General features: G+C 62.3%; 17 protein-coding genes, 1 pseudogene and 1 other annotated feature. Of the genes and pseudogenes, 6 read left to right on the top strand and 12 right to left on the bottom strand.

Going from position 1 to position 19313, the window contains the following annotated elements; genetic code table 11:
* Positions 1-167: 167 nt before the first annotated feature.
* The 8 genes and pseudogenes from BO226_RS27530 to BO226_RS26315 form a co-directional block, all read right to left on the bottom strand.
* Positions 168-350: a hypothetical protein gene (locus BO226_RS27530; RefSeq protein WP_156895452.1), complete on the bottom strand. Its 183-nt coding sequence runs from the start codon at positions 348-350 to the stop codon at positions 168-170.
* Positions 351-448: 98 nt separating this feature from the next.
* Complete coding sequence (locus BO226_RS26350) at positions 449-1033, bottom strand: hypothetical protein (RefSeq protein WP_071936767.1); 585 nt, start codon at positions 1031-1033, stop codon at positions 449-451.
* Positions 1034-1199: 166 nt separating this feature from the next.
* Positions 1200-1841: an ABC transporter ATP-binding protein gene (locus tag BO226_RS26345; protein ID WP_071936766.1), complete on the bottom strand. Its 642-nt coding sequence runs from the start codon at positions 1839-1841 to the stop codon at positions 1200-1202.
* Positions 1838-2704 carry an ABC transporter ATP-binding protein gene (locus BO226_RS26340; RefSeq protein ID WP_071936765.1) on the bottom strand — a complete coding sequence of 289 codons (867 nt, stop codon included), beginning with the start codon at positions 2702-2704 and terminating at the stop codon, positions 1838-1840. The genes BO226_RS26345 and BO226_RS26340 overlap by 4 nt, the downstream gene beginning before the upstream one ends.
* Positions 2701-2916: pseudogene (locus BO226_RS28335) on the bottom strand (ABC transporter permease); the annotation flags it as partial. The pseudogene BO226_RS28335 and the gene BO226_RS26340, both read right to left, overlap by 4 nt.
* Before the next feature lie 28 nt (positions 2917-2944).
* Positions 2945-4218 (bottom strand): IS3 family transposase gene (locus BO226_RS26330; protein ID WP_156354424.1). Its coding sequence is split into 2 segments (ribosomal slippage): positions 2945-3939 and positions 3939-4218, totalling 1275 coding nucleotides; the frame shifts between segments, so codons are not numbered across the junction.
* A 5-nt stretch (positions 4219-4223) separates the two neighbouring features.
* Positions 4224-4892 carry an ABC transporter permease gene (locus BO226_RS26320; protein WP_083543799.1) on the bottom strand — a complete coding sequence of 223 codons (669 nt, stop codon included), beginning with the start codon at positions 4890-4892 and terminating at the stop codon, positions 4224-4226.
* The gene (locus tag BO226_RS26315) at positions 4885-5943 is read right to left on the bottom strand and encodes an ABC transporter permease (RefSeq protein ID WP_071936811.1); all 1059 of its coding nucleotides are present in this window, start codon (positions 5941-5943) and stop codon (positions 4885-4887) included. Before BO226_RS26315 ends, BO226_RS26320 begins: the two co-directional genes overlap by 8 nt.
* A 151-nt stretch (positions 5944-6094) precedes the next feature.
* Here BO226_RS26315 and BO226_RS26305 point away from each other — a divergent pair.
* Positions 6095-7320, top strand: a protein-coding gene (locus tag BO226_RS26305) for an IS3 family transposase (protein WP_156895451.1) whose coding sequence is annotated in 2 segments (ribosomal slippage) — positions 6095-6377 and positions 6377-7320 — 1227 coding nt in all. Because the reading frame shifts where the segments join, the coding sequence is not laid out codon by codon here.
* Positions 6364-6498: a sequence feature (AL1L pseudoknot), on the top strand. Its footprint overlaps the gene before it by 135 nt.
* Positions 7321-7342: 22 nt before the next feature.
* On the opposite strand, the gene BO226_RS26300 is transcribed toward BO226_RS26305, so the two are convergent.
* Entirely contained in the window at positions 7343-8770 is a 1428-nt protein-coding gene (locus tag BO226_RS26300; RefSeq protein WP_071936761.1) for an ABC transporter substrate-binding protein, read from the bottom strand.
* Positions 8771-9279: 509 nt separating this feature from the next.
* Here BO226_RS26300 and BO226_RS26295 point away from each other — a divergent pair.
* From BO226_RS26295 to BO226_RS26280, 4 genes are all read left to right on the top strand, one after another.
* Positions 9280-9582, top strand: coding sequence for an ArsR/SmtB family transcription factor (locus tag BO226_RS26295; protein WP_071936760.1), 303 nt, complete (start codon positions 9280-9282; stop codon positions 9580-9582).
* Between the two features lie 314 nt (positions 9583-9896).
* Positions 9897-10706, top strand: coding sequence for a hypothetical protein (locus tag BO226_RS26290; protein WP_156895450.1), 810 nt, complete (start codon positions 9897-9899; stop codon positions 10704-10706).
* 96 nt (positions 10707-10802) lie between these two features.
* On the top strand, positions 10803-11678 hold the full coding sequence (locus BO226_RS26285; RefSeq protein ID WP_156895449.1) for a hypothetical protein: 876 nt from the start codon (positions 10803-10805) through the stop codon (positions 11676-11678).
* A gap of 84 nt (positions 11679-11762) precedes the next feature.
* Entirely contained in the window at positions 11763-12674 is a 912-nt protein-coding gene (locus BO226_RS26280; protein ID WP_156895448.1) for a hypothetical protein, read from the top strand.
* A 280-nt stretch (positions 12675-12954) separates the two neighbouring features.
* Here the strand turns inward: BO226_RS26280 and BO226_RS28330 are convergent, their stop codons facing one another.
* The 3 genes from BO226_RS28330 to BO226_RS26265 form a co-directional block, all read right to left on the bottom strand.
* Positions 12955-13587, bottom strand: coding sequence for a hypothetical protein (locus BO226_RS28330; protein WP_232238161.1), 633 nt, complete (start codon positions 13585-13587; stop codon positions 12955-12957).
* Positions 13588-13819: 232 nt separating this feature from the next.
* Positions 13820-14509 carry a hypothetical protein gene (locus BO226_RS26270; RefSeq protein ID WP_071936756.1) on the bottom strand — a complete coding sequence of 230 codons (690 nt, stop codon included), beginning with the start codon at positions 14507-14509 and terminating at the stop codon, positions 13820-13822.
* Positions 14510-14677: 168 nt separating this feature from the next.
* Positions 14678-15484 carry a hypothetical protein gene (locus BO226_RS26265; RefSeq protein WP_071936755.1) on the bottom strand — a complete coding sequence of 269 codons (807 nt, stop codon included), beginning with the start codon at positions 15482-15484 and terminating at the stop codon, positions 14678-14680.
* Between the two features lie 173 nt (positions 15485-15657).
* On the opposite strand from BO226_RS26265, the gene BO226_RS26260 reads away from it, so the two are divergent.
* Positions 15658-19284: an NACHT domain-containing protein gene (locus BO226_RS26260; RefSeq protein WP_071936754.1), complete on the top strand. Its 3627-nt coding sequence runs from the start codon at positions 15658-15660 to the stop codon at positions 19282-19284.
* Positions 19285-19313 lie beyond the last annotated feature (29 nt).

The raw sequence follows: 19313 nt of genomic DNA, 5'->3' as shown, positions 1-19313 counted from the left end.
TCGTGCGCGAACTCCAACGCGCACTGGCCTATTGGATCGGTACCTGCCCGACCTGCCACCACACCTTCCCGACCTAACAAAGTCCTACTAGTCGTCTCCAGACTTCGGGGTGTTGGTCTATTCACCGTGCCGCCGTAACCTCGTCACTTCGTGTGATGCTCGGGCAGTCAGAGGAACAGGCAGGCCTCGTGGTCGTCGGCTACGCCGGTGAGATCGACGTAGTTGTTGTCGGCGGCGACGGCCCCCATCGTTTCCGCACGCAGCGCATCGCGCGTGCCGTTCCCACCGAGTTCCGCTACGTCCAAATCGACCTCGCTGCCCGAGTCTTCGTCGAGATCCACATCGGCCATGCAGGCGCCGCGGCCGCACTCAAATATGGCATTCTGCGTCCGTCTTGACGCAACACTCGACGGGACGTTGAGAGCAGCTGGCGTATGAACCCTTCCGCCTAGTTCCGCATGAATGCGCGGGCTGACTTGGCGACGATCGAAGCGATCCTGGTGTGGACTGCGCGCCAGGATCGGCGCAGCGGACGTTCCTGGTTGTCGGGGATGGTGGTTCGCGTCGTACCACTCGATGATGCTTCGAGACGAGCCGCGTCGACTTCGGGTGCCGTCGCACTTGGTGTCCGGCGGTTTTCATGATGCTCGGCACCGAAGGTGCTTCCGGTGTACCAGTTTGCAGCGAAGGTAGCCGCATCGGCGGCAGCCCGCTCAGCCGCTCTTGCGGAAGAACCCGAGTGATGCGCCTGACGCAAGAGGGTGATCGCGGCGCGCTTCATCAACGGTGTGGTGGCCGCCTGCCCGGCTTCGCCAGCAAGTTCGGCCGCGGCTTGTGCGTAAACGTTCGCGGTGCGAGCTGCGTGTCCTGCTTTGGCTGCGGCGTCTACGGCAGAGTTCGCGGTGCTGCACTGCCGGGTGCGGGTGACGTGTGTATGAGTGGCGGCCGCGGCGTGGGAAGCCATCTGTACGAGTCGAGCGATGTGGGCTGCGCGGTCGCGGTCACTTCGAATGCGGTCGTCGAGGAGCGTCATGGGAGGGGATGTCCTTCTGTGCGGGTTTCTTGACCGCAAGCATCGGTTCCGCCGGACTGGGTTGCGGCACCACGCGTGTGGATTCTGAGCACCATGGTCGGCAAGGTTCTGTTTTCCCTCGTGTGGATCGTTGGGATGGTGCCTGGACGCAGCGAGCCGATGTGGTTCACACCGGATGTGGGTGCAAGTCGGTGATGTCCACGCGGGTGTCTGCCCAGGCGTCGAGCAGTGCTTGGTCATGGCTGATCGCAAGGAGGCCCGCTCCGGTGTTGGCGTAGGTGGACAGCACGTGGGTGAGGGTTGCGGTGGTTGCGGGGTCGAGCATCGCTGTTGCTTCGTCGCAGAGCAGGTAGGCGGGTCGGGCGGCCAACGCACGGGCGAGGCAGGCTCGTTGGAGTTGTCCGTCGGAGACCTGTCCGGGTGTGCGGTCGAGGAGGTCCGCGGTGAGGCCGACGCGCTGGGCTAGTTCGATCACCGTGTGGTGGGGACCGCTGCGTAGGGGTTCGGAGATGATCTGACCCAGTGTCAGCCGTGGATTTGTCGCGGCGCGGGGCGATTGGTGCAAGAGTCCGATCGCTCCCGACATGCGGCCACGCCGGGTGATGACGGGCTGTCCGTCGCAGGTGACGGTGCCGGAGTCGGGAATGTGTAACCCGGCGAGGATCCGTGCGAGGGTTGTTTTTCCGCTGCCGGAGGGACCGGTGAGGCCGACGATGCGGCCGGGGGTAAGCGTAATGCTGACGTCGTGGAGGATCCGCTGTGGGGACGTGTCGTATCCGCAGGTGATGTTGGACGCGGTGAGGGTCATTGCGTGGGCCTTCCGGTCGCTGCGCGGTCGGCGAAGGTGTAGGTCGGATCGAGGTTGGTCAACTCCGGCGGTAGTCCCGGGATGGGGTGCAGTCCTCGCGACGGGAGAGCTGCGAGTAACGCGCGACTGTAATCGTGGCTTGGCTGGTTGAGTACCGTTGTTGCGGGACCGGCTTCAACGATTCGGCCGGCGTACATGACCGCGATGTCGTCAGCTACTCCCAGGTTTTCGAGTGCCTGCACGTCGTGGGTGATCAGCAGGACTGCGGCGCCGCGGTCGGCATGCGCGCGTAACAGCCGTAGTACATGTGCGGTAGCCTGCGGGTCGAGTCCGGCTGTGGGTTCGTCTGCGAGGAGCAGTGGCGGGTCGGCGCACAGTGCTGCCGCCAACCCAATCCGCTGCGCCATGCCCCCGGACAGTTCGTGCGGATACGAGTGTTGAAGGTGCGGTGGCAGGCCAACGTGCCCGAGTAGCGCTTCGACGGTTGTGGCCGTGTCCAATGCTGAGATGGTTTCCGTCAGTTGCCGGCCGATCGTGCGGATGGGGCTGAACGAGGCAGCGGCTGATTGCGGGGCGAAGCCGACGGTGCGGCCGCGCAGGGTCTGCCAGTGGCGCTCGCGTGCGCGGCTCATATCGCGGCCGTCGACGATGATGGTGCCTCGGCGCAGGCTTCCTGCAGGAAGTAGCCCGCTCAAGGCGGAAGCGAGGATGGACTTGCCGCAACCGGATTCACCGACCAGTGCGGTGATCGTGCCTGATGCTAGAGCCAAGGACACCTCAGTGGCGGCGTGAACCACGCCCGCGCGGGTATGGATCCGTACCGTGAGGTCGTCGACGAGTGCCACTGGGGTTGTGCTGATCATCGGGCTACCTCCTGAGTGTCGGTGGCGACGCGGCGGGAGGTGGTCAGCGCTGCGACCGCCAAGGTTGTGACGACGAGTGCACCGGCTGGGGCTGCCAGGGTCCACCATGCGCCGGTCAGGAGATCTCCGCGAGCCTGTTCCAGCAACGTTCCTATGCTCGGTCGGTCTGGGGAGAGTCCGAAGCCGAGAAAGCTCAGCGTCGATTCGTGCCAGTGATCCCTCCCGGCGTTTCCGGAGAGCTCATGGTGTGAGCGCTTCCTCCGGATTGAGGGTGCGCATGCGATCGTAGTGGAGTTGCTCTGCCCGGTCGGGGGTGAGGTCGTGGCAGTAGCTGTGTGGTCGTTCTCGGTTGTAGAACGCCACCCATTCGGCGGTGCCCAGCGACAACTCAGTGGCTCCATGGAACAGGGGCTGGTTGTCGACCAGTTCGTTCTTGTAGTCCGAGTTCACCGATTCGGCCAGGGCATTGTCGAAACTGTCCCCGACGGTGCCGATAGAGGCCGCGATCCCTTCCTCGGCCAATCGCTGCCCGAACACGATGGCAGTATACTGCGATCCGGCGTCGCTATGATGGACGAGTTTGCTCAAATCGACTACCCCGCAACGTTTTCTGTTGTCGATCGCATTGTTGATCGCATCGGTCACCAAGTTCACCGTCATCTCCGTGGCCACCTTCCAGCCGACGATCTTGCGGGCGAACACGTCAGTCACGAAGGCTGTGTACGCCCAACCGGATTCGGTGCGGCAGTAGGTGAAATCGGCCACCCACAGGCGGTTGGGTGCCGCGGCATAAAACTGCCGGTCGACCAGATCCGTCGGCCGCTTGGCCGCCGCGTCAGGGATGGTCGTGCGCACCCGTTTCTTCTTGATCGCGCCGTGCCATCCCATCTCCCGCATGACCCGTTCAACCGTGCAACGGGCGACATCTAATCCGTTGCTGCGCAGCATTATCCATGTCTTTCGTGAGCCCAGAACGCGGGTCAGGGGTTTGTTCTTGCGGAGCATGAAGATCGCATCGATGACCTGCGCGTCAGCGAGCATACGGGCGCTCGGCCCGCGGTTGATGTGGTCGTAGTATGTGGACGGGGCGATGCGCCAGCCGTGCTCAGAGAGCACGGCGCACATCGAATCGACACCCCAGATAAGACCATCCGCACCCACCCGATGTCCCTGGTGGGTGCGGATGAAGTCCACAATTACCGGTGTGGCCGGTCGATTTCGGCCGCGAAGAAAACCGACGCCGCTTTCAGGATGCCGTTGGCCCGTTTGAGTTCGGCGACCTCCTGTTTGAGCCTGCGGATCTCCTCGTTGTCGGCCCTCGAGGCGCCTTCCGCATCAGCGGCCGGGGCCTTACGAACCCACTGACGGACAGTCTCCGCCGAGGTCACCCCCAACAGATCTGCGGTCTTGCGCATCGCCGGCCACTCCGCCGACCCGTGGGCCACCAACTGGGCCACCATGTCCACGGCGTCTCGCTTCAACTCAGCCGAGTACCGCTTCGATCCTGCTGCCATAGGTTTCATCCTCCCTTGAGAGGAGCCCTCCGGAAATCCCGGGAGGGATCACAGATGGCGTGGGGAAGCAGCATCAGCACTGCGATGAGTGCCTGCCCGGCGGCGGCTGGCAATAGGTGCTGGCGCATCACGTGTGTGCGGCTGGCACCCCACAGGTAGGCGGCCTCGACGTATTCGGCGCAGCGCACAGCAAGAATTTGTCCACGTACGAGTCGGGCGACTTGCGGCCAATGGGTAAGTGCGATTGAGGCAATGATCGCAGGTAAGGAGCCGGGAAACATGGCCACGATGACGATGCCGAGCAGCAGATGTGGGAGGGCGTTGACTGTGTCGGTTCCGCGCATCAGGACAGCGTCGAGCCTGCCTCCGAGGGTTGCTGCGGCGGCACCGATGCTCACGCCGATCAAGGTGGAGGTGATTGCGCAGAGCGCGGCGATGGCCAGGGAGATTCGCAATCCTTCGGCGGTGCGGACGAACAGGTCGTAACCGAAGTGGTCGGTGCCGAACCAGTGCGTTGTGCTTGGTGCAGTCCGGGATGCGGTGAAGTCGGCGGCCTGCGGTCCGGCGATCCAGGGGGTGAGTACGGCGTAGCCGATCATGATCACCAGAAGTGCTACACCAACACGTTGACCTGTGGTGATGGCATGTCCCTTGGTGGGTGTGAGATCAGACATCAGCGGTGATCCTCGGATCGATGAGCAGATACAGCACGTCAGCCAGCAGTGATCCGGCGAGTACGACTGCCGTCGTCGCGACTGTCAATGCTGCGAGCAACGGGAAGTCCATCGCCTTCGCTGAGTCCACGACGGCGGCCGCCAATCCTGGCCATGCGAAGACCTCCTCGATGAGGACAGCGCCGACAATCAACTCCGGGAGGCGGGCTCCGATCAACGTCACCAGCGGGGTCAGCGACATGGGCAGGACGTGCTTACTGATCACCGTGGAGCGGGTCAGCCCACGGGTTCGCGCGCCGCGCACTGCCGCAGAACCCACCGTCTCGGCGACGGCCGACCGCACCGCCAGTAATAGCCATGGCACCTGCATGACCGCCAGGGTCACGGCGGGGAGCACGAGGTGCCGGCCGACTTGTCCGACGCTGTAGGCCGCTCCTGGATCGGTGGCGCCGGAGACCGGTGCCCAACGCATCAGTACCGCGAAGACCAGCACGGACGCGAGAGCGAGAACAAAGGGTGGCACGGCCTGGACTACTACCGATACGGCCACGCACAGCCGGTCAGACCACGATCCAGGACGCAGACCGGCGAGGGTGCCGAGCAGCAAGGCAATCAATGCGGCGAGTGCCAGTGCGGTGGCGGACAGTAGCAAGGTCCACGGCAGTCGTTCGGCGAATACGGAGGTCACCGGCTGCGTGTAGATCCGCGATTGCCCTAGATCCCCCCGGGCGCCGGCAGTGAGCCACTGCCACCACAGGTTCCACCAGGGTGCGTCGAGGTTGAGTGCAGCGCTGATGCTGGCGCGGTCTGCTGTGCTGGTTGCCTGATAGCGATCCCCCAGATATGCCGTTAGTGGGTTGAACGGTGACCGGTTGGCCAAGAAGAACACCCCAGCTGATACCGCCAGCAGTAGCGGGATGCTGATCGCGATTCGGCGGAGTATGAGGTGGCAGAGGTCGCGGCGGCGGCGCTGCCATCGTCCGGTCGGGGTACAGGTTAGGGCCGGGGTGCTGTCGATGGCGGGTGAGGGGCCGGACGTCAGAGTGGTCATCGCTGCCACCTGGCGACGTTCCACCATGGTCCCCAGGTGGTGCCGTGGGTGTGCGGTTCGAGTACCAGAGCTCCGGTGTCCCACGTGTTGAATCGTCCCTGGTTTCATTGAGGGTGAGCCAGATATCCCGGAAGGATCACCCAGACTCATCATGGCGAACTACAAGTACCCTCAGGAACTGCGCGAGCGAGCGACCCGACTCGCCGTCGAAGCCCGCCGCGACCCCGACACCCGCACCGGCGCCATCAACCGGATCGCCGAGCAGACCGGCGTCCACAAGGAGGCCTTGCGGACCTGGGTGCGCAAAGCCGAAGACGCCGAACTCCCGACCGAGCCCGTCGATGCCGAAGCGCGCATCCGTCGTCTGGAGAAGGAGAACCGTGAGCTGCGGCAGTCGATGGAGATACTTCGCTCTGCCACAGCGTTTTTCGCGAAGGCGGAGTTCGACCGCCGACTGAAGTGATCGTCGCGTTCATCGACGAACACAAACACCGCTGGGGGATCGAACCGATCTGTCGCGTTCTGTCGGAGAACACCGAGGTCAAGATCGCCCCGGGCACCTACTACGCCTACATCGGCCGCGCCCCCAGTGCTCGAGCGCGCCGCGACGCCGTCCTCAAAGAGCACATCATGCGCATCCACACCCACCCACGGATGCGGGTCTACGGCATCCGCAAGATCCATGCCCAACTGGTCCGGGAGGGTCACGAGGTGGCCCGTTGCACCATCGAGCGGCTCTGCCGCGAACTCGGTGTGCGCGGCACCGTGCGCGGGAAGTGGCCGCGCACGACGAGACCGGCACCGGAAACCGACAGGCCCCGTGACCTGGTAGAACGAGATTTCACGGCCACTGCGCCGAACCAGCTGTGGGTGGCCGATCTGACGTATGTGCGGACGCAGTCCGGGTGGGTCTATGTCGCGTTCGTCCTGGATGCGTTCTCCCGCATGATCGTCGGGTGGCAGACCTCGACCCGGATGTACACCGACCTGGCGCTCGACGCGTTGAAGATGGGCCTGTGGGCACGACGACGCGCAGGCCGCGACGTCACCGGACTGGTCCATCACAGCGACCGCGGCGTGCAATACCGAGCGCTGCGCTACGCCCAGACCCTGGACCAGGCCGCCGCGGTCGCCTCCGTCGGATCGAAAGGCGACTCGTTCGATAATGCCATGGCCGAAGCGCTGAACTCGCTGTACAAGGCCGAGTTGATCTTCCTCGACGGTCCCTGGACCGGCCGGGAGGACGTCGAAGCGGCCACCGCGCAATGGGTGCATTGGTTCAATACCGAACGGGTCCACGGCATGCTCGACTATCGCACCCCAGCCGAGGTCGAGACCGCCTACTACGCACAACCGCCGGCCGCTTCTGCGGCCTGAGTATTTGAAAACACGCTCAGCCTCAACAAAACTCGGGACTTGACATGTTGTCGGTGGTGGCGTAGGTGTGGTCGAGGAACGCAAGGAACACATGGGTGGGGTGCTGGATGTATGCGTCCTGCACCTGCTGGTATGCCGCTGTCCGCACGTGCGGGTCGGTGCTGCGGCGCGCCGATTCGAGGGCTTCGTCGACGCCGGGGATGGTGAAGTTGGCGGGGTTCGAGTAGGTGGGGGTGTTGGGGCTGCGTGAGTGCAACGTCTCGTAGACCTGGGTGTCGATGCTGTACGGCTTGTCTCCGCCTCCGAGCAGGATGGCTGCGGATTGTGCGTGTCTTTCGATCTCGTCCCAGGTGGCACCGTGCAGGGATACGTCGATGCCCAGCGGTTGGACAGCGGAGGCGAAGGCGTGTGCGAGGTCTCGGCGGGTGGTGTCCGAGGCGGGGTACATCAGGGTGAACTCGGCGCGATGGCTGCCTTTGGTGCGGATACCGTCGGCGGCAGAGATCCAGCCTGCGTCGTCAAGAATGCGCTTGGCTTCCTCTGGCGCGTAGTCGAATACGGCATGGGGATTGTAGGAGTCGCCGTAGACGTCGTTGAACGGCGTCGATGCGGGTTCTCCGTACCCGGCGAGGACGTGCTCGATGATCGAGTCTCGGTCGACTCCGATGTTCAGAGCGATGCGGGCACGTTCGTCGCTGGTGAACGGGTTGGTTGAGGGGAGCGAAACGCCTCGCCAGTCCGCGGTTCGAACCGCAACAATCGACACCGCGGGGTCAGTGAACGACGACGCCAGCAACGGTGGGATCACCGTGCCTGATAGGGCACCGGATCGCATGTGCTGCGCACGGGTGTTGTCGTCCGGTTCGTAGGTGAGGACCAAGTTGGTGACTTCGGGTTCTCCGGCCCAGTAGTTGGGGTTCGCTTTGAATACGGCTTGGTCGGGCCGCAACTCGGTCAGGATGTACGGGCCGGTACCGACTGGTTGAGTGTTGAGCTGCGAGTCGCGGGCGGGGCCGTCGGCGATGAGTTCGGATGGCGCGATTCCGAGGAGGAGTCGAGCGGGGAAGTCGGCGTAGGGGTAGCGGAGTACGAATTGGACGTGCAGCTCGTCTACGGCGGTGACAGTGTCGATCATGTCGTAGGACGCTGCAATCTCCGATCCGGTCCCCTGGTCGAGCACTGAGCGGTAGGTGGCCACGACGTCGCCTGCATCGAGCGGAGTGCCGTCGTGAAAGTTCACTCCTTCGCGCAGCGCAACGTCCCACACGGTGTGGTCCGGGTTGCTGATCGGCTGTGATGCAGCCAGAGCTGGGACCAGTTCTGGAATCGTGTTGTCCGACTGTGATTGTGGGCGCAACAGCCCGTCATAGAGCGGGGAGACCCCGAGTTCTCCGTAGCCGTTGATGGGGTTGTACTCCCCCAGCGGTTGCGCGTCGGCAAGGACCAACATGTCAGATCTGTCGCTTGTCGGGCTGCTGGTTGCCGTGGAGCAGGCCGCGGTGAGGGCTGCAAGCCCTGCAATCGCGGCGCGCGTGTAGATGCGGGCGCGTGAACGCATTCAGTGTCCTTGTGGTTGTACATCTCCGATGTGTCCAGTTGAACACATGTAGAGGTGAAGAGCCAGAGACAGGGGCGATATATTGCCCTCCACCTGGCAACTGACGTGTAGTCGCCACAATGCGGAGGGTTCATGGCTGACAGGGGGCCTCTAGACAACTTATCCACTGCGGAAGGTGGCGACGAGCCGGCGCCGGGCCTGGGGAACGCAGCGAACAAGCCATCACGCTTTTCCGGCAGCAGTGACGGCGACCTGGCGCTATACCGTTCACTCGGCGTGAAGGCGTACGACAGGGGCGACCTCGAACAAGCTGTGAAGTGGCCCGAGCGCGTCGTCGGGCCGCGGCATCAGGAGCCATGTTCAGACTCTGCGCCGTCGCATCGAAAATTAAGGACAGATCCATGCACACTCACACCGAATGGGGCCTCAACATCCCCGAATGGTCGAGTCGGTTCCACCTCCTCGGAGACCCGACACGTCTGCGTCTCCTGGCCGCGATGCACCATGCCGGCCCCGGTACGGCCACTGTCACCGAGCTCGCCGAAGCTGCGCAGATCACGAAAACTGCGGCGTCACAGGCACTGCGCGTACTGCGGTTACAGGGATGGGTCCGTGACGAGCGAATCGGTCGCACCGTGCGCTACACCCTGATCGATACGACGGTGCACGAGTTGCTGCACCTGATGGGCGCGACCCACGACTGATCTGGTCAGTCGCAGGGCCGCATCACCGCATGACTACCTAGCGCATCGCCCGAGGTCACGGACGTACTCGCAGATGGATCGATGCGGGATTAATTGATCGCGCAGACGAGATGACACCTAACCGAGGTAGAGCATTCGACCATGGATGTCAAAAATCAGGACAAAAAGACGTCCGTGTGTTTAACTCACGAAGATCGCATGGGGAGGGACGGATCCGTTCAAGAAAAGGGCGTTTGAAGAAGGGGAGCTTCTGAATCAGAGCTAGTCCGTTCTCATTTCGGATTCCCGGACGTTTTTGGGGGAGATACCCACCCATGCCCCATGCGATTCCGCAGTTTGTCGAATCGAGGGAGGCAATCATGGGACTTCGTAATATTGCTCGGGCGGCGTTGATCGCTACGTGTGCTGGAGCTGCGAGCATCACAATGGGCATTCCATCGGCGAACGCGCAAAGCCTAAGCGGCTGGATCGGCCCAGCTCACGTCAATGGCCAGAGTTACCTACACTATTCAACAATCAGCAATACGCCGTTGTACGCCGACACCCGAATGTACACCGCGTTTGGAGGTGCGCTTCCGGCCTACTACTTCGGTGTTCGCTCAAGGCTTTTTCTCAGCGGGGCACTTTGCGCGATCAATCCCGCCAAGTACAACACCTCACCTGCATCGTCGATCACCGATCCGACGTCCGGAGACTGTGGGCCCGGCTGGTACAACAGTCACGGATTTGCCCTAGCCAAGGATACGAACGGCTTCCAACAGCTGATCACCTTCCCCACGGATCCTCTCTACTGGGAAACCAACACTCCGGCCCCGGTCGAGGTTTCTGAATCTGAGCGTGCACTGCGAACCAACGAACAGGGACAGACGATCGGATCGGGCGAAGATGCGCAGTCCGACGCCGAACTTCCTGACTTGGTCCTTGCGTACGGAACTGAAGGCCAGCTCGGTTACATCCGTTCAGCCGATATCCCTGCACCGCCGGCGACAGAAGACGAAGTACGCAATCTGCCGAAGGTGGCCCAACCCGACGGCACGGTCGTCGCCACGCAGCCTTCGGTGACCATCCCGCTGTACGCGGACGACGGTGTCTCGGTAATCGGCGATTTCCGTATCGGGAACTGACGAGGGGCTGGTGAAAAACCTGTGAAGCGGACTTTATTTTCGTTAGTGGCCGTATCGGTGGTAGCTGTTACATCCGCGTTGTTCGGAGGTGCAGCCGTGGCGCAGCCTCCTCCAGAGTCTCCTTCGCCGCCGCCATCGATGATGTCCCAGGGGAACGCCGTCGTTTCAGGGACTCCTTGTGAAAGCGCACTGAAATCGATCACCGCCGGGTTTGCTCCTGCACAGCAGATCTCGAAAGGTTCCTTCGTGTGCTCGGGGGGAGCAATTACCTTGACGGGGAATGACTCGATGGGTGCGCAGAAGCAGGTTCTCGGCAACATCGATACTGGCCAGGCGATCGAGATTACCGGGACTGCGGAATCAGAGCGGAAGGTCCAGTTGGACCAGCTCGGCGTCGCACCTATACCCACAATCCAGGTTCCCGAGGGTGAAGAAGCGCCAGAGATGGTGCCCTTCGATGTGGGAGACCCGTGCTTTCCCGGCGATGGCGAAGACGTCAACTACATCACCGGGAAACAGAGCGCGCGCGCGAACATGCAGGTGTGTTACGGGGAGTACATCTGGATGGGCGGGGCTCCGTTGGAGATCGTGTGGTCAGATTGGCTGACCTATGAATGGAGCCTCGTTCTGAGGAATCGTTACAACCACGAAGTTGCTATCAAGAACACCACTCTGTCGAACCGAACCATCGATGTCACGGTGGGTTGGGACGTCCGCAAGGATGTTTTCGGTCCGGATGAAGAAATCGCTTCTGACACGTGGGACGAAACGCTCTGGCAGCACGGAAATGTGAGTAATTTCTCGTACACAATCGAAGATGGGAATGGACGGTATTTCATGACCCAGCGACAGATTGTGATCGAGGATTACGCCACGGCGTCCATCTATCCCGGCGTCCTCAACCACGAGTTGCCGCGGTTTACCTGCCCGGCAAGTTCAACGTCGTTGTGCACCTATGACGGCGCAGCGTGACTGATCCGATGGGTAACTGGCACGTGGCGCGCAGGGTTGCTGAGAATATCCTGCGCGCCACGTTTCCTGTGTAGGTTCGCGAGTATGAACCTCCATGAGCCGACATGGCTAGAACTGCGGGAGTTGCATACCAGGAGTAGTGAACTGTGGGTGTCCGGGACGCTGTCCTATCGGTACAACAAACGCGACGGATCGCTGGACCAGGGTCTGTGGAGTTTCCAGCATGGACCAAATGACAGGTGGAGGATCGAGCGTTCCGGAGCGGTGCACTATATCCGCCGTGGCGGCACGGCGTATGCACGGTTTGATGATGGCATGCGCGCCACTCATGCCGACAAGACACGGTTCGTCTCGTTGTTGCCGATCAACCCGATGCAGTTCCTCGGCGGTCCAGCTTCGATTCTGTCCGCTCTGAACACCGAATCGCAGACACCGAACGTCATCGGAGTAGCGACAATCGCCGAACGAGCGGCATGGCACGTTCAGGTGCCAGGACCTTCGACCGACACGACAGCCGAGATCGACATCGATCAGGAAACCGGGATGGTGCTCGGACTGCGTGGCCTCGGGGGCATGCTTGCTGCCTCCATAATCGAGATGCGTGTCCACGAGAGCATTCCCGATGACAGGTTCGCTTGGAATGGGCCGACAGCACGGTCCCGGGTGGTCGAACGGTCATCGGTCGTCGATGTGTCGAGCCTGCGCGACATTCCCGTGGCCGTACCGCGTTACTGGCCCACTGGGGTCGGCTACACGCCGCATGCTGGTGACGCGGACACCGGGGAGCTGATTATGATCCTTGACGTCGAGGACGCACCGATTCTGGCCCGATGGCCCATCGGCTCCCCGCTGACTTTGCTCGATCGCCTCCTCGTGGTCGGACATGCCTACACGGTGGACTGGACCGACAAGACATGGAATTGGCGTCTCTACACTCGCGTCCCACTTGCTCCGGCTGAGTTCGATCGCATCCGTGACTCCATGCGAGAACGCTGATTCGCCTCGTCCGAGATGCCATCTGGCCTGTCGACGGGTTCACGTCTGCTGGTTTGTTCTGTCCGATCTTGGCTGTGTGCTGGGAAGGTGCGGCATCTTGCGGAGGTTGTTCGTGCGCGGCGACCGGTTTGTCGGGCAATGATGCGTCTCGGAGGGGCGAGTGTGGGGCGCGGCGGCCGTGGAGCATGTGGACAGGGCATCAAGTGCAATGAAACGAGCCGGAGAATCGTCGTCAGGATTCTCCGGCTCGCAGTGTCCCGAGGGGGTGGAGGGAGGTGGTTCAGGGCGCGCGGTCAGGTTGGGGGTCATCTGCGCCCCAGGGCCGCCCGGCGTCGGTCCAGTCCCCATAGAAATGCATCTGTGCAGCGTCGACGGCCTGCTGTGCCGCGTCGATGCCGTAGGCATCAGCGGTGTACAACAGCAGGTTCGCAATGGTGTCGCTGATAGCGGTGATCGGGTCACTTCGGCGGCCGGGCCTCGCCGCGGCTTCTGCAAGGGCACGTCCACGACGAATCGCTCTGAGCAGCGATTCGTGCTCGGTATTGGTGCACGCAGCCTTGGAGCATGCCAGGCACAGGTCGGTCGATGCACGAGCTTGCTCTCCGCCATCGTGCGCACCCGCAACCTGCATAGAAGGAAGACCCACCGTGGTGTCGAGAACATCACCGTCGTTGACGACGAACATGATGCGTTGTCCTTCAGGGGCGTCCACGCCTACGAGAAGCGCACCTGCCACCGTGTTCGATCGGTGTGCGTAAATCTGCGCGTCGACGCCTGAGACTCGGGTCCGCACGAGCCCATCGTTGTCGCTCGTGTCGGACGCTCTGCTCGCGTCGTGCTCACCATCGTGGCCCGGAGCCCCGTAATCTGCCATGCCGCATGAGCACCCCTCGATTGTGGCGGTGTTGTCCATCGCGTCTCCTCGCCTTGTTCTGGTTCGCTCACACATCTCATCCGACGAGGTTCGGGTGCGCGGCATGACTGGAGACATGACGATCAGGGGTGCCGTGCGACGAAGCCCGCGCAGCTGGGATCTGAAGGCGCGCGAAGGGCGGTCACAGCTCGCATATGCCGGACAGGTTTACACGTCGACCCGGTCTCGGGGTCGAACGATTGCGACCCCGAGACCGACGTTGCTTGAAGGATCAGAAGACACTGAGGAGGGGACGCTGGTACACGTCCCACGTGACGCCTCCGATGTCAGCCCATTGCACGAGAATGTCATCGTCGCTTACGTCCGGATTGAATGCGTTCGCGGCGCTCACTCCGGAAGCTGCGAGCTTCGCCGCGTCCTGCTTCGCCCATTCAGCCAGGATGGCGGTGGATTTACGTCGGTCTTGTGTCACCGCGATGTGGTCGAGACCGTGATCGTCGACGGACTGCATCTGCACGATCCACACGGGGTCGGTGTCATAGACCGTGGTGCCGTCGTCGTTGTGCACCTCTCCATCGGCGACCCGCCAGCGCCAGCGACTGTAGTCCTCGCCTTCGCAGATGATCTCTCCGTCGATGCCTTCGGCGGCGAACACCCCGAGCAGACGTTTCACGTCATCGTCGTCATGGCGGCCCTCACCACTGGCCCACAGCACCGTGTCGGTTTCGTCGGCGCTCAGGTCGACTCTCCCTTCGGCGCAGGTGCCATCTGTCACCCCGAGTGCTTCCATCAGGGCCGTACCCACGATAAGCACTGCATCGTGGTGATCTTCTGGTTCGCTGAGGTCGAGCGGGCAGTTCGGTAGTTCGAGTACGGTTTTCGCGGTTCGTCGCAGCTTCTCCTGGCCTTCTGGGGTGCCGGGAACGGTGAACGACGCGGATGAATAGACGTCATAGCCCATGTTCTGCCTCCTGTGATCGCGTTACGGCAACACAATGGCGGGCGGGAGATCGGACTGCGGCACGATGACGCCGGCGTTGCTGCACCGTTCGCGACTAGTCACGGATGGGCCGGACAGGGCGCCGGCGTTGCCGCTGGGTGAAGCGTCAGGCTTCACCCAGCTCGCCGGTCAGGCTGCGGCTGGCACCTCGAGTGCACGCGCAGTATCTGACCACCAGTCGTCGAAATTGCGGTGTTGCTTGTCGGTTACCACGGCTGGCGCGACGGTGTAGAGCTCTTCGAGAGCGGGGAACTGGTCGCCCCGACGTCGCAGGTAGGCGCGGGTGATCAGCCCGTCGACCTCGACGTCGCTTCCATAGTCCCTGGTAAGTCGGGTGAGCATGGCTCCGCGGGAGCCGGTGGCGATCCGTTCTACCGCGCGGGCGGCGTTCGCCATCTTGGTGGGATCGCTCTTTGATGGCCGCAGGATGCGTCGTACTCGGTAGAGCGCGTGCTCGGTGCGGTCGAGTTCGTCGGTGAATGCGGTGAGCACGTGGTGATGCTGACCGCTGGAGGCGAGCAGGTCGATCAATCGTTTTCCGGCGATGAGTCCCTGGTTGGCGTTCAGCGCCAACGCCACGTGTTCCATCGTCAGAGCCAGCGCGGCCTCATCGGGTCGCTCTGCGTACCGCTGTAGCGCTTCGATACGGGATGTCTTGTTCGACAGGGCGAACGGGCAGTACACGCACGCTGATTTCGAGATGGGCTCACCGACGACATCGACGATGAAGTCCTGGCAGTCCTGGCGAGTCCACTGCCAGTCGATCAGCGGGTACTCACCGGTTCTCAGAGCAGTGTTGAAACGGGTGTCTTTGAGGGCCCTGGACTGTTCGTGCAGCTCGAACCCGAGTACGTGCCGGTATGGCCGGCCTCGGGTGATGCGTTCGATGACCGGGTCGAGGCAGTCGCCCTTGGCGTGGACGCTGCTTCTCTGCACTAGTCAACCGGGCTCCGAGAAGCGCGGGCTTGAGCTGCGATGGGGCAGCCCCGAATATTGAGCATTGACCAGAGGGCGACATCGTCAGATCCGTCAAGCAGGCCTAGAATCAGCGACTTGACGTCGTCGCCGGCTCGTATCATGGGCCGCCAGGGGAACGGAGCGACCGCCGAATGGCAGGTGATGCTGGGCAGTCAGGTCGATACCTGTACAACCGACTCAGCGAGAAGCAATTTCAGCAGCTGTGCAATTCCCTTCTTGCGCACAGCTTTCCAGAAATGACGTGTTACCCCGTAGGGCACAGCGACGGTGGGCGAGATGCCGTCCGCCGCACTGGTCGCCGATCCGTCGTCTACCAGGTCAAGTGGACCAGCAAACCGCTCCAGAGCCCGCTCTCGTGGCTAACTGAGGCCATCCGCGGCGAAGCGGATGACATCCGACGGCTCGTCGAGGAGGGCGCCGAGGAGTACTACCTCATGACCTCGGTGGCTGGGACCGCTGTGCCGCTACGGGGCACGATGGACAAACTCGACAAGCGCCTTGAGGAGTACTCCGCCGAATTCGGAATACCGATGCACTGCTGGTGGCAGGCAGACATCGATGCCAGAGTCGACGCGGCTCCCGCAGAGCTCAAATGGACCTACCAGGAGATGCTCGCCGGAGTTGATGCTGTCCGCTATCTCAGAGAGGCTGACAGCCTGGCGGCGAAAGACCAGGAACTACGAACTCTGCTGCTAGCGGTCCTCGCCACCCAGTGGCAAGAAGACGTGAAAGTGAAGTTCAAGCAGGCCGAACTTGAGGCGCACCGTCTCACAGACCTTTTCATTGACGTCGAAGCAGTGCAGGTGTCGCAACCTGGTCGAGCTGGCATGCTTTCGCACCTGAAGTCTTCCGAGGCCCTGGGCGGTGCTGCGGCGTACCTATTGGCGACGAAGAAGCCGCTCACGTTGGTACGGGGGGAGCCGGGTCAAGGTAAGTCGACGCTCGGTCAGTACCTCTGTCAGGTGCATCGTGCGGCGTTCCTCCCTGACGATGGCTACAGGCCAGGAGACACCCACCTGCCGACACCACAGCTTCCTCGGCTGCCACTGCGGCTGGATCTCCGCGATTACGCTGCGTGGCTTGGCGGCGAGGATCCGTTCAGCGACTTTGACGAGGATCCGCGGAAGAAGGCGCGTCGAGCTCGCAAGCAGGGCTCTCTTGAGGTCTACCTGGCTGAGTTTCTCTCGGCTCGAAGTGGCGGGTTGTCGGCCACGGTCGAGATGGTTCGGGATGTCCTTCTCCGATTCCCGATGCTGATTGTGCTCGACGGTCTCGACGAGATGGCACAGATCCAGACGCGCACGCGCGCGGTAAAGGAAATCGACCAGTTCGCTGCTCGACTCGGTGTGAACAGCTTGAACGTCCCACAGGTTGTGGTGACGACGAGACCGAATGCTTCTGGTATGGCCGAACCATCGATGGATACGTTCGAAGCGATCGCGCTCACGCGGCTGAGTCCGTCGCTTCGAACTGAGTACCTGCGCAAGTGGGCTGAAGCTCATTCCATTCGTGGTCGAGATCGCCGCGACCTCGAACGTACTTTCCGGCAAAGGTCGGCGGAGCCGCACATCGTCCAGCTCGCGGATAACCCCATGCAGCTGACGATCTTGCTGTACCTCATGCGCAAACGGGGCAACTCGGTTCCGGCCGCACGCACCGAGCTGTACACCTCCTACATGGAGACCTTCCTCGATCGGGAGGCCGCGAAGACGCCTGCAGTAGACGAGTATCGGGTCGATTTGGAAGAGGTGACGGCCTACCTGGGGTGGCACCTTCAGTCGCTCGCAGAATCGGCCGGTCGAAACGGTCAACTCGCAACGAAGGCACTGCGGAAGGCGATCCTCGACTACCTCTTCGGCGTGGAGAAGCAGGTCGACCTCGTCGACGCGCTGTTCACTGCCGTCACGGACCGGGTTTGGGCGCTTACTAGCAAAGTGCAGGGAACTTTCGAGTTCGACGTTCAACCGCTGCGAGAGTACTTCGCCGCTCGGTTCCTCAACGATTTCGCCGGTGCCGACGTCAGAGCCTTCGACAAGTCAACAGTTCTCCGAGCGCTGGTACGCCGACCGTACTGGCTGAACACCAGTAGGTTCTATGCGGGCTTCGCTAAACCCAACGAACTCGCAGGACTTGTGGAGGCACTGGAAGAGGAACTCGAAGAGGGCGTCAGACCTCTGCAGGTGAGACTAGCCGCCTGGATGTTGTTGGCAGACGGCGTGTTCAGTGCCCGTACACGTACTCAACGGAATGCAGTGGACCTCATCAGCGATGACCTGAGTGTCCGACTGCTGGCCCACACGCTCGTATCCGACTCTGAAACACCAGTTCTCGCACCTGACCGGGGAGGTGAGGAACTGGCTGAACGCTTGAAGGAGCAGTTAGCATCTGATCCCGACTCGGCGCTCACTTTTGAGCGTGTCGCGATCGTGAAGCAACTTCAGGACCGGGAAACCTTCAATTCCTGGTGGCAGGCACGATTGTTCGCCGACAGTGGGCGAAGGCAGGTTGCATGGCTTCAACTCGGAGCCTCCGTCAAGGCAGGGGTCAATGTGGCCCCCGACGGGGTTGCGAAACTTGAACTCTCGGAAAACAGCGCTGTCGTGGCAGCGGTTGGTGCGGGAATAATGCCTGATCATGGTTCCCCACTCGAGGATCGGATGATCCAGGCCGTTCTCGACGGCCAGTGTTCAGAGTCTGAGGGAGCAGGTTGGAGCATCGCGGCTGACCTCCTGAAGCTTTGTGCCCCACAGCACCACCTACGTCGGGCATTCGAGGACGAACAGGCCTACCAAGCAGACGTAGGACACCGAGATACCCCGGTTTCCGGCAGCACCCGACAGACAGCCATGAGACGGCTCAAGGAACGCGACTCAAGATTCGACCACTTGCAGCGAGCCCTCCGCTTCAACAAGGGGCAATCCGGAACAAGCTCACCGTGGGGCAACACTGCCCGCGCGTTAAGCGACATCTACGGGCCATGCTGGCTTGCCGCGGAGATCGCGATCATCGGCGCGTCCTTGCCAACCGACAGGTTCAGGACCGGGGTTGATATCACGCCGGGTTCCGAGCCATTTGGGGAGGCAGCCGACTACGGGCGGCTACTTCAAGATATTCGCTTCAACCGCTCGAAACCGGAGTGGTGGGCCGAGAAATTTGTAGCACATGATGATCCGCTCTCAAGAGCGACGTGGGCGTTGGCACTGCTGGCTGGAGCGACAGACAAAGTCGTGCTGTCCAATCTCTCCAACCTCGACACCGTCGCCGAGACCTTGTCGGACCGCTTGTTTCGCACCATGGTCGAGGCTTCCAGCCGATTGGGTGCCTCCGGGCTGACACGGAGACTTGCGGACGGAGTTTTGGCTGCGGGAGTGGACATCTCGCCGGTCATCGGCCTTCTGGTCGCACATCACGCCACTGCGGTTGAGCGCCCTGCCGATCTTCCCCAGTTCACGACCCAAGCACTCGGTGACGTGGGCAAGTACGGGACGAGTGGGTGGCCTGCGCTCCGTGCGCTGTCGATGAGAATGATTGCGAGCCCTTCAGAGGAAGTGTTGGAAGGCATTCGGGCACACGGCGCTGCCTCAGTCCTGCCATCCCTAGCGATCCCACGAGCCACGGTGTACGACAGCGGAATCCTCTGCAGCCCGGCGGACTTCCCATTGGAGTGGGTCCTCGCCGCTGAACGACGAGTATCTCAAGATGCCGGCAACGAGCCACTAGAGCAAGTAGCCGCAGATAATGAGTGGTTTACGTTGTAGTCTACTGCAGCAGGCGGGGCCGACCGGCG

It is taken from the genome of Rhodococcus sp. 2G (assembly GCF_001886355.1).
GTDB classification, from domain to species: Bacteria; Actinomycetota; Actinomycetes; order Mycobacteriales; family Mycobacteriaceae; genus Rhodococcus; species Rhodococcus pyridinivorans.
The sequence above is the reverse complement of the archived record's forward strand: the minus strand, read 5'-3'. Positions and strand labels throughout refer to the sequence as shown.

What these genes read in the sequence shown, in the direction of transcription:
- BO226_RS26295 (WP_071936760.1), top strand. Translation starts at nt 9,280, where the DNA reads ATGCACACTCACACCGAATGGGGCCTCAACATCCCCGAATGGTCGAGT.
- BO226_RS26320 (WP_083543799.1), bottom strand. Translation starts at nt 4,892, where the DNA reads ATGTCTGATCTCACACCCACCAAGGGACATGCCATCACCACAGGTCAA.
- BO226_RS26300 (WP_071936761.1), bottom strand. Translation starts at nt 8,770, where the DNA reads ATGTTGGTCCTTGCCGACGCGCAACCGCTGGGGGAGTACAACCCCATC.
- BO226_RS26315 (WP_071936811.1), bottom strand. Translation starts at nt 5,943, where the DNA reads ATGACCACTCTGACGTCCGGCCCCTCACCCGCCATCGACAGCACCCCG.
- BO226_RS26350 (WP_071936767.1), bottom strand. Translation starts at nt 1,033, where the DNA reads ATGACGCTCCTCGACGACCGCATTCGAAGTGACCGCGACCGCGCAGCC.
- BO226_RS26260 (WP_071936754.1), top strand. Translation starts at nt 15,658, where the DNA reads ATGGCAGGTGATGCTGGGCAGTCAGGTCGATACCTGTACAACCGACTC.
- BO226_RS26280 (WP_156895448.1), top strand. Translation starts at nt 11,763, where the DNA reads ATGAACCTCCATGAGCCGACATGGCTAGAACTGCGGGAGTTGCATACC.
- BO226_RS27530 (WP_156895452.1), bottom strand. Translation starts at nt 350, where the DNA reads ATGGCCGATGTGGATCTCGACGAAGACTCGGGCAGCGAGGTCGATTTG.
- BO226_RS26340 (WP_071936765.1), bottom strand. Translation starts at nt 2,704, where the DNA reads ATGATCAGCACAACCCCAGTGGCACTCGTCGACGACCTCACGGTACGG.
- BO226_RS26290 (WP_156895450.1), top strand. Translation starts at nt 9,897, where the DNA reads ATGCCCCATGCGATTCCGCAGTTTGTCGAATCGAGGGAGGCAATCATG.
- BO226_RS26270 (WP_071936756.1), bottom strand. Translation starts at nt 14,509, where the DNA reads ATGGGCTATGACGTCTATTCATCCGCGTCGTTCACCGTTCCCGGCACC.
- BO226_RS26345 (WP_071936766.1), bottom strand. Translation starts at nt 1,841, where the DNA reads ATGACCCTCACCGCGTCCAACATCACCTGCGGATACGACACGTCCCCA.
- BO226_RS28330 (WP_232238161.1), bottom strand. Translation starts at nt 13,587, where the DNA reads ATGGACAACACCGCCACAATCGAGGGGTGCTCATGCGGCATGGCAGAT.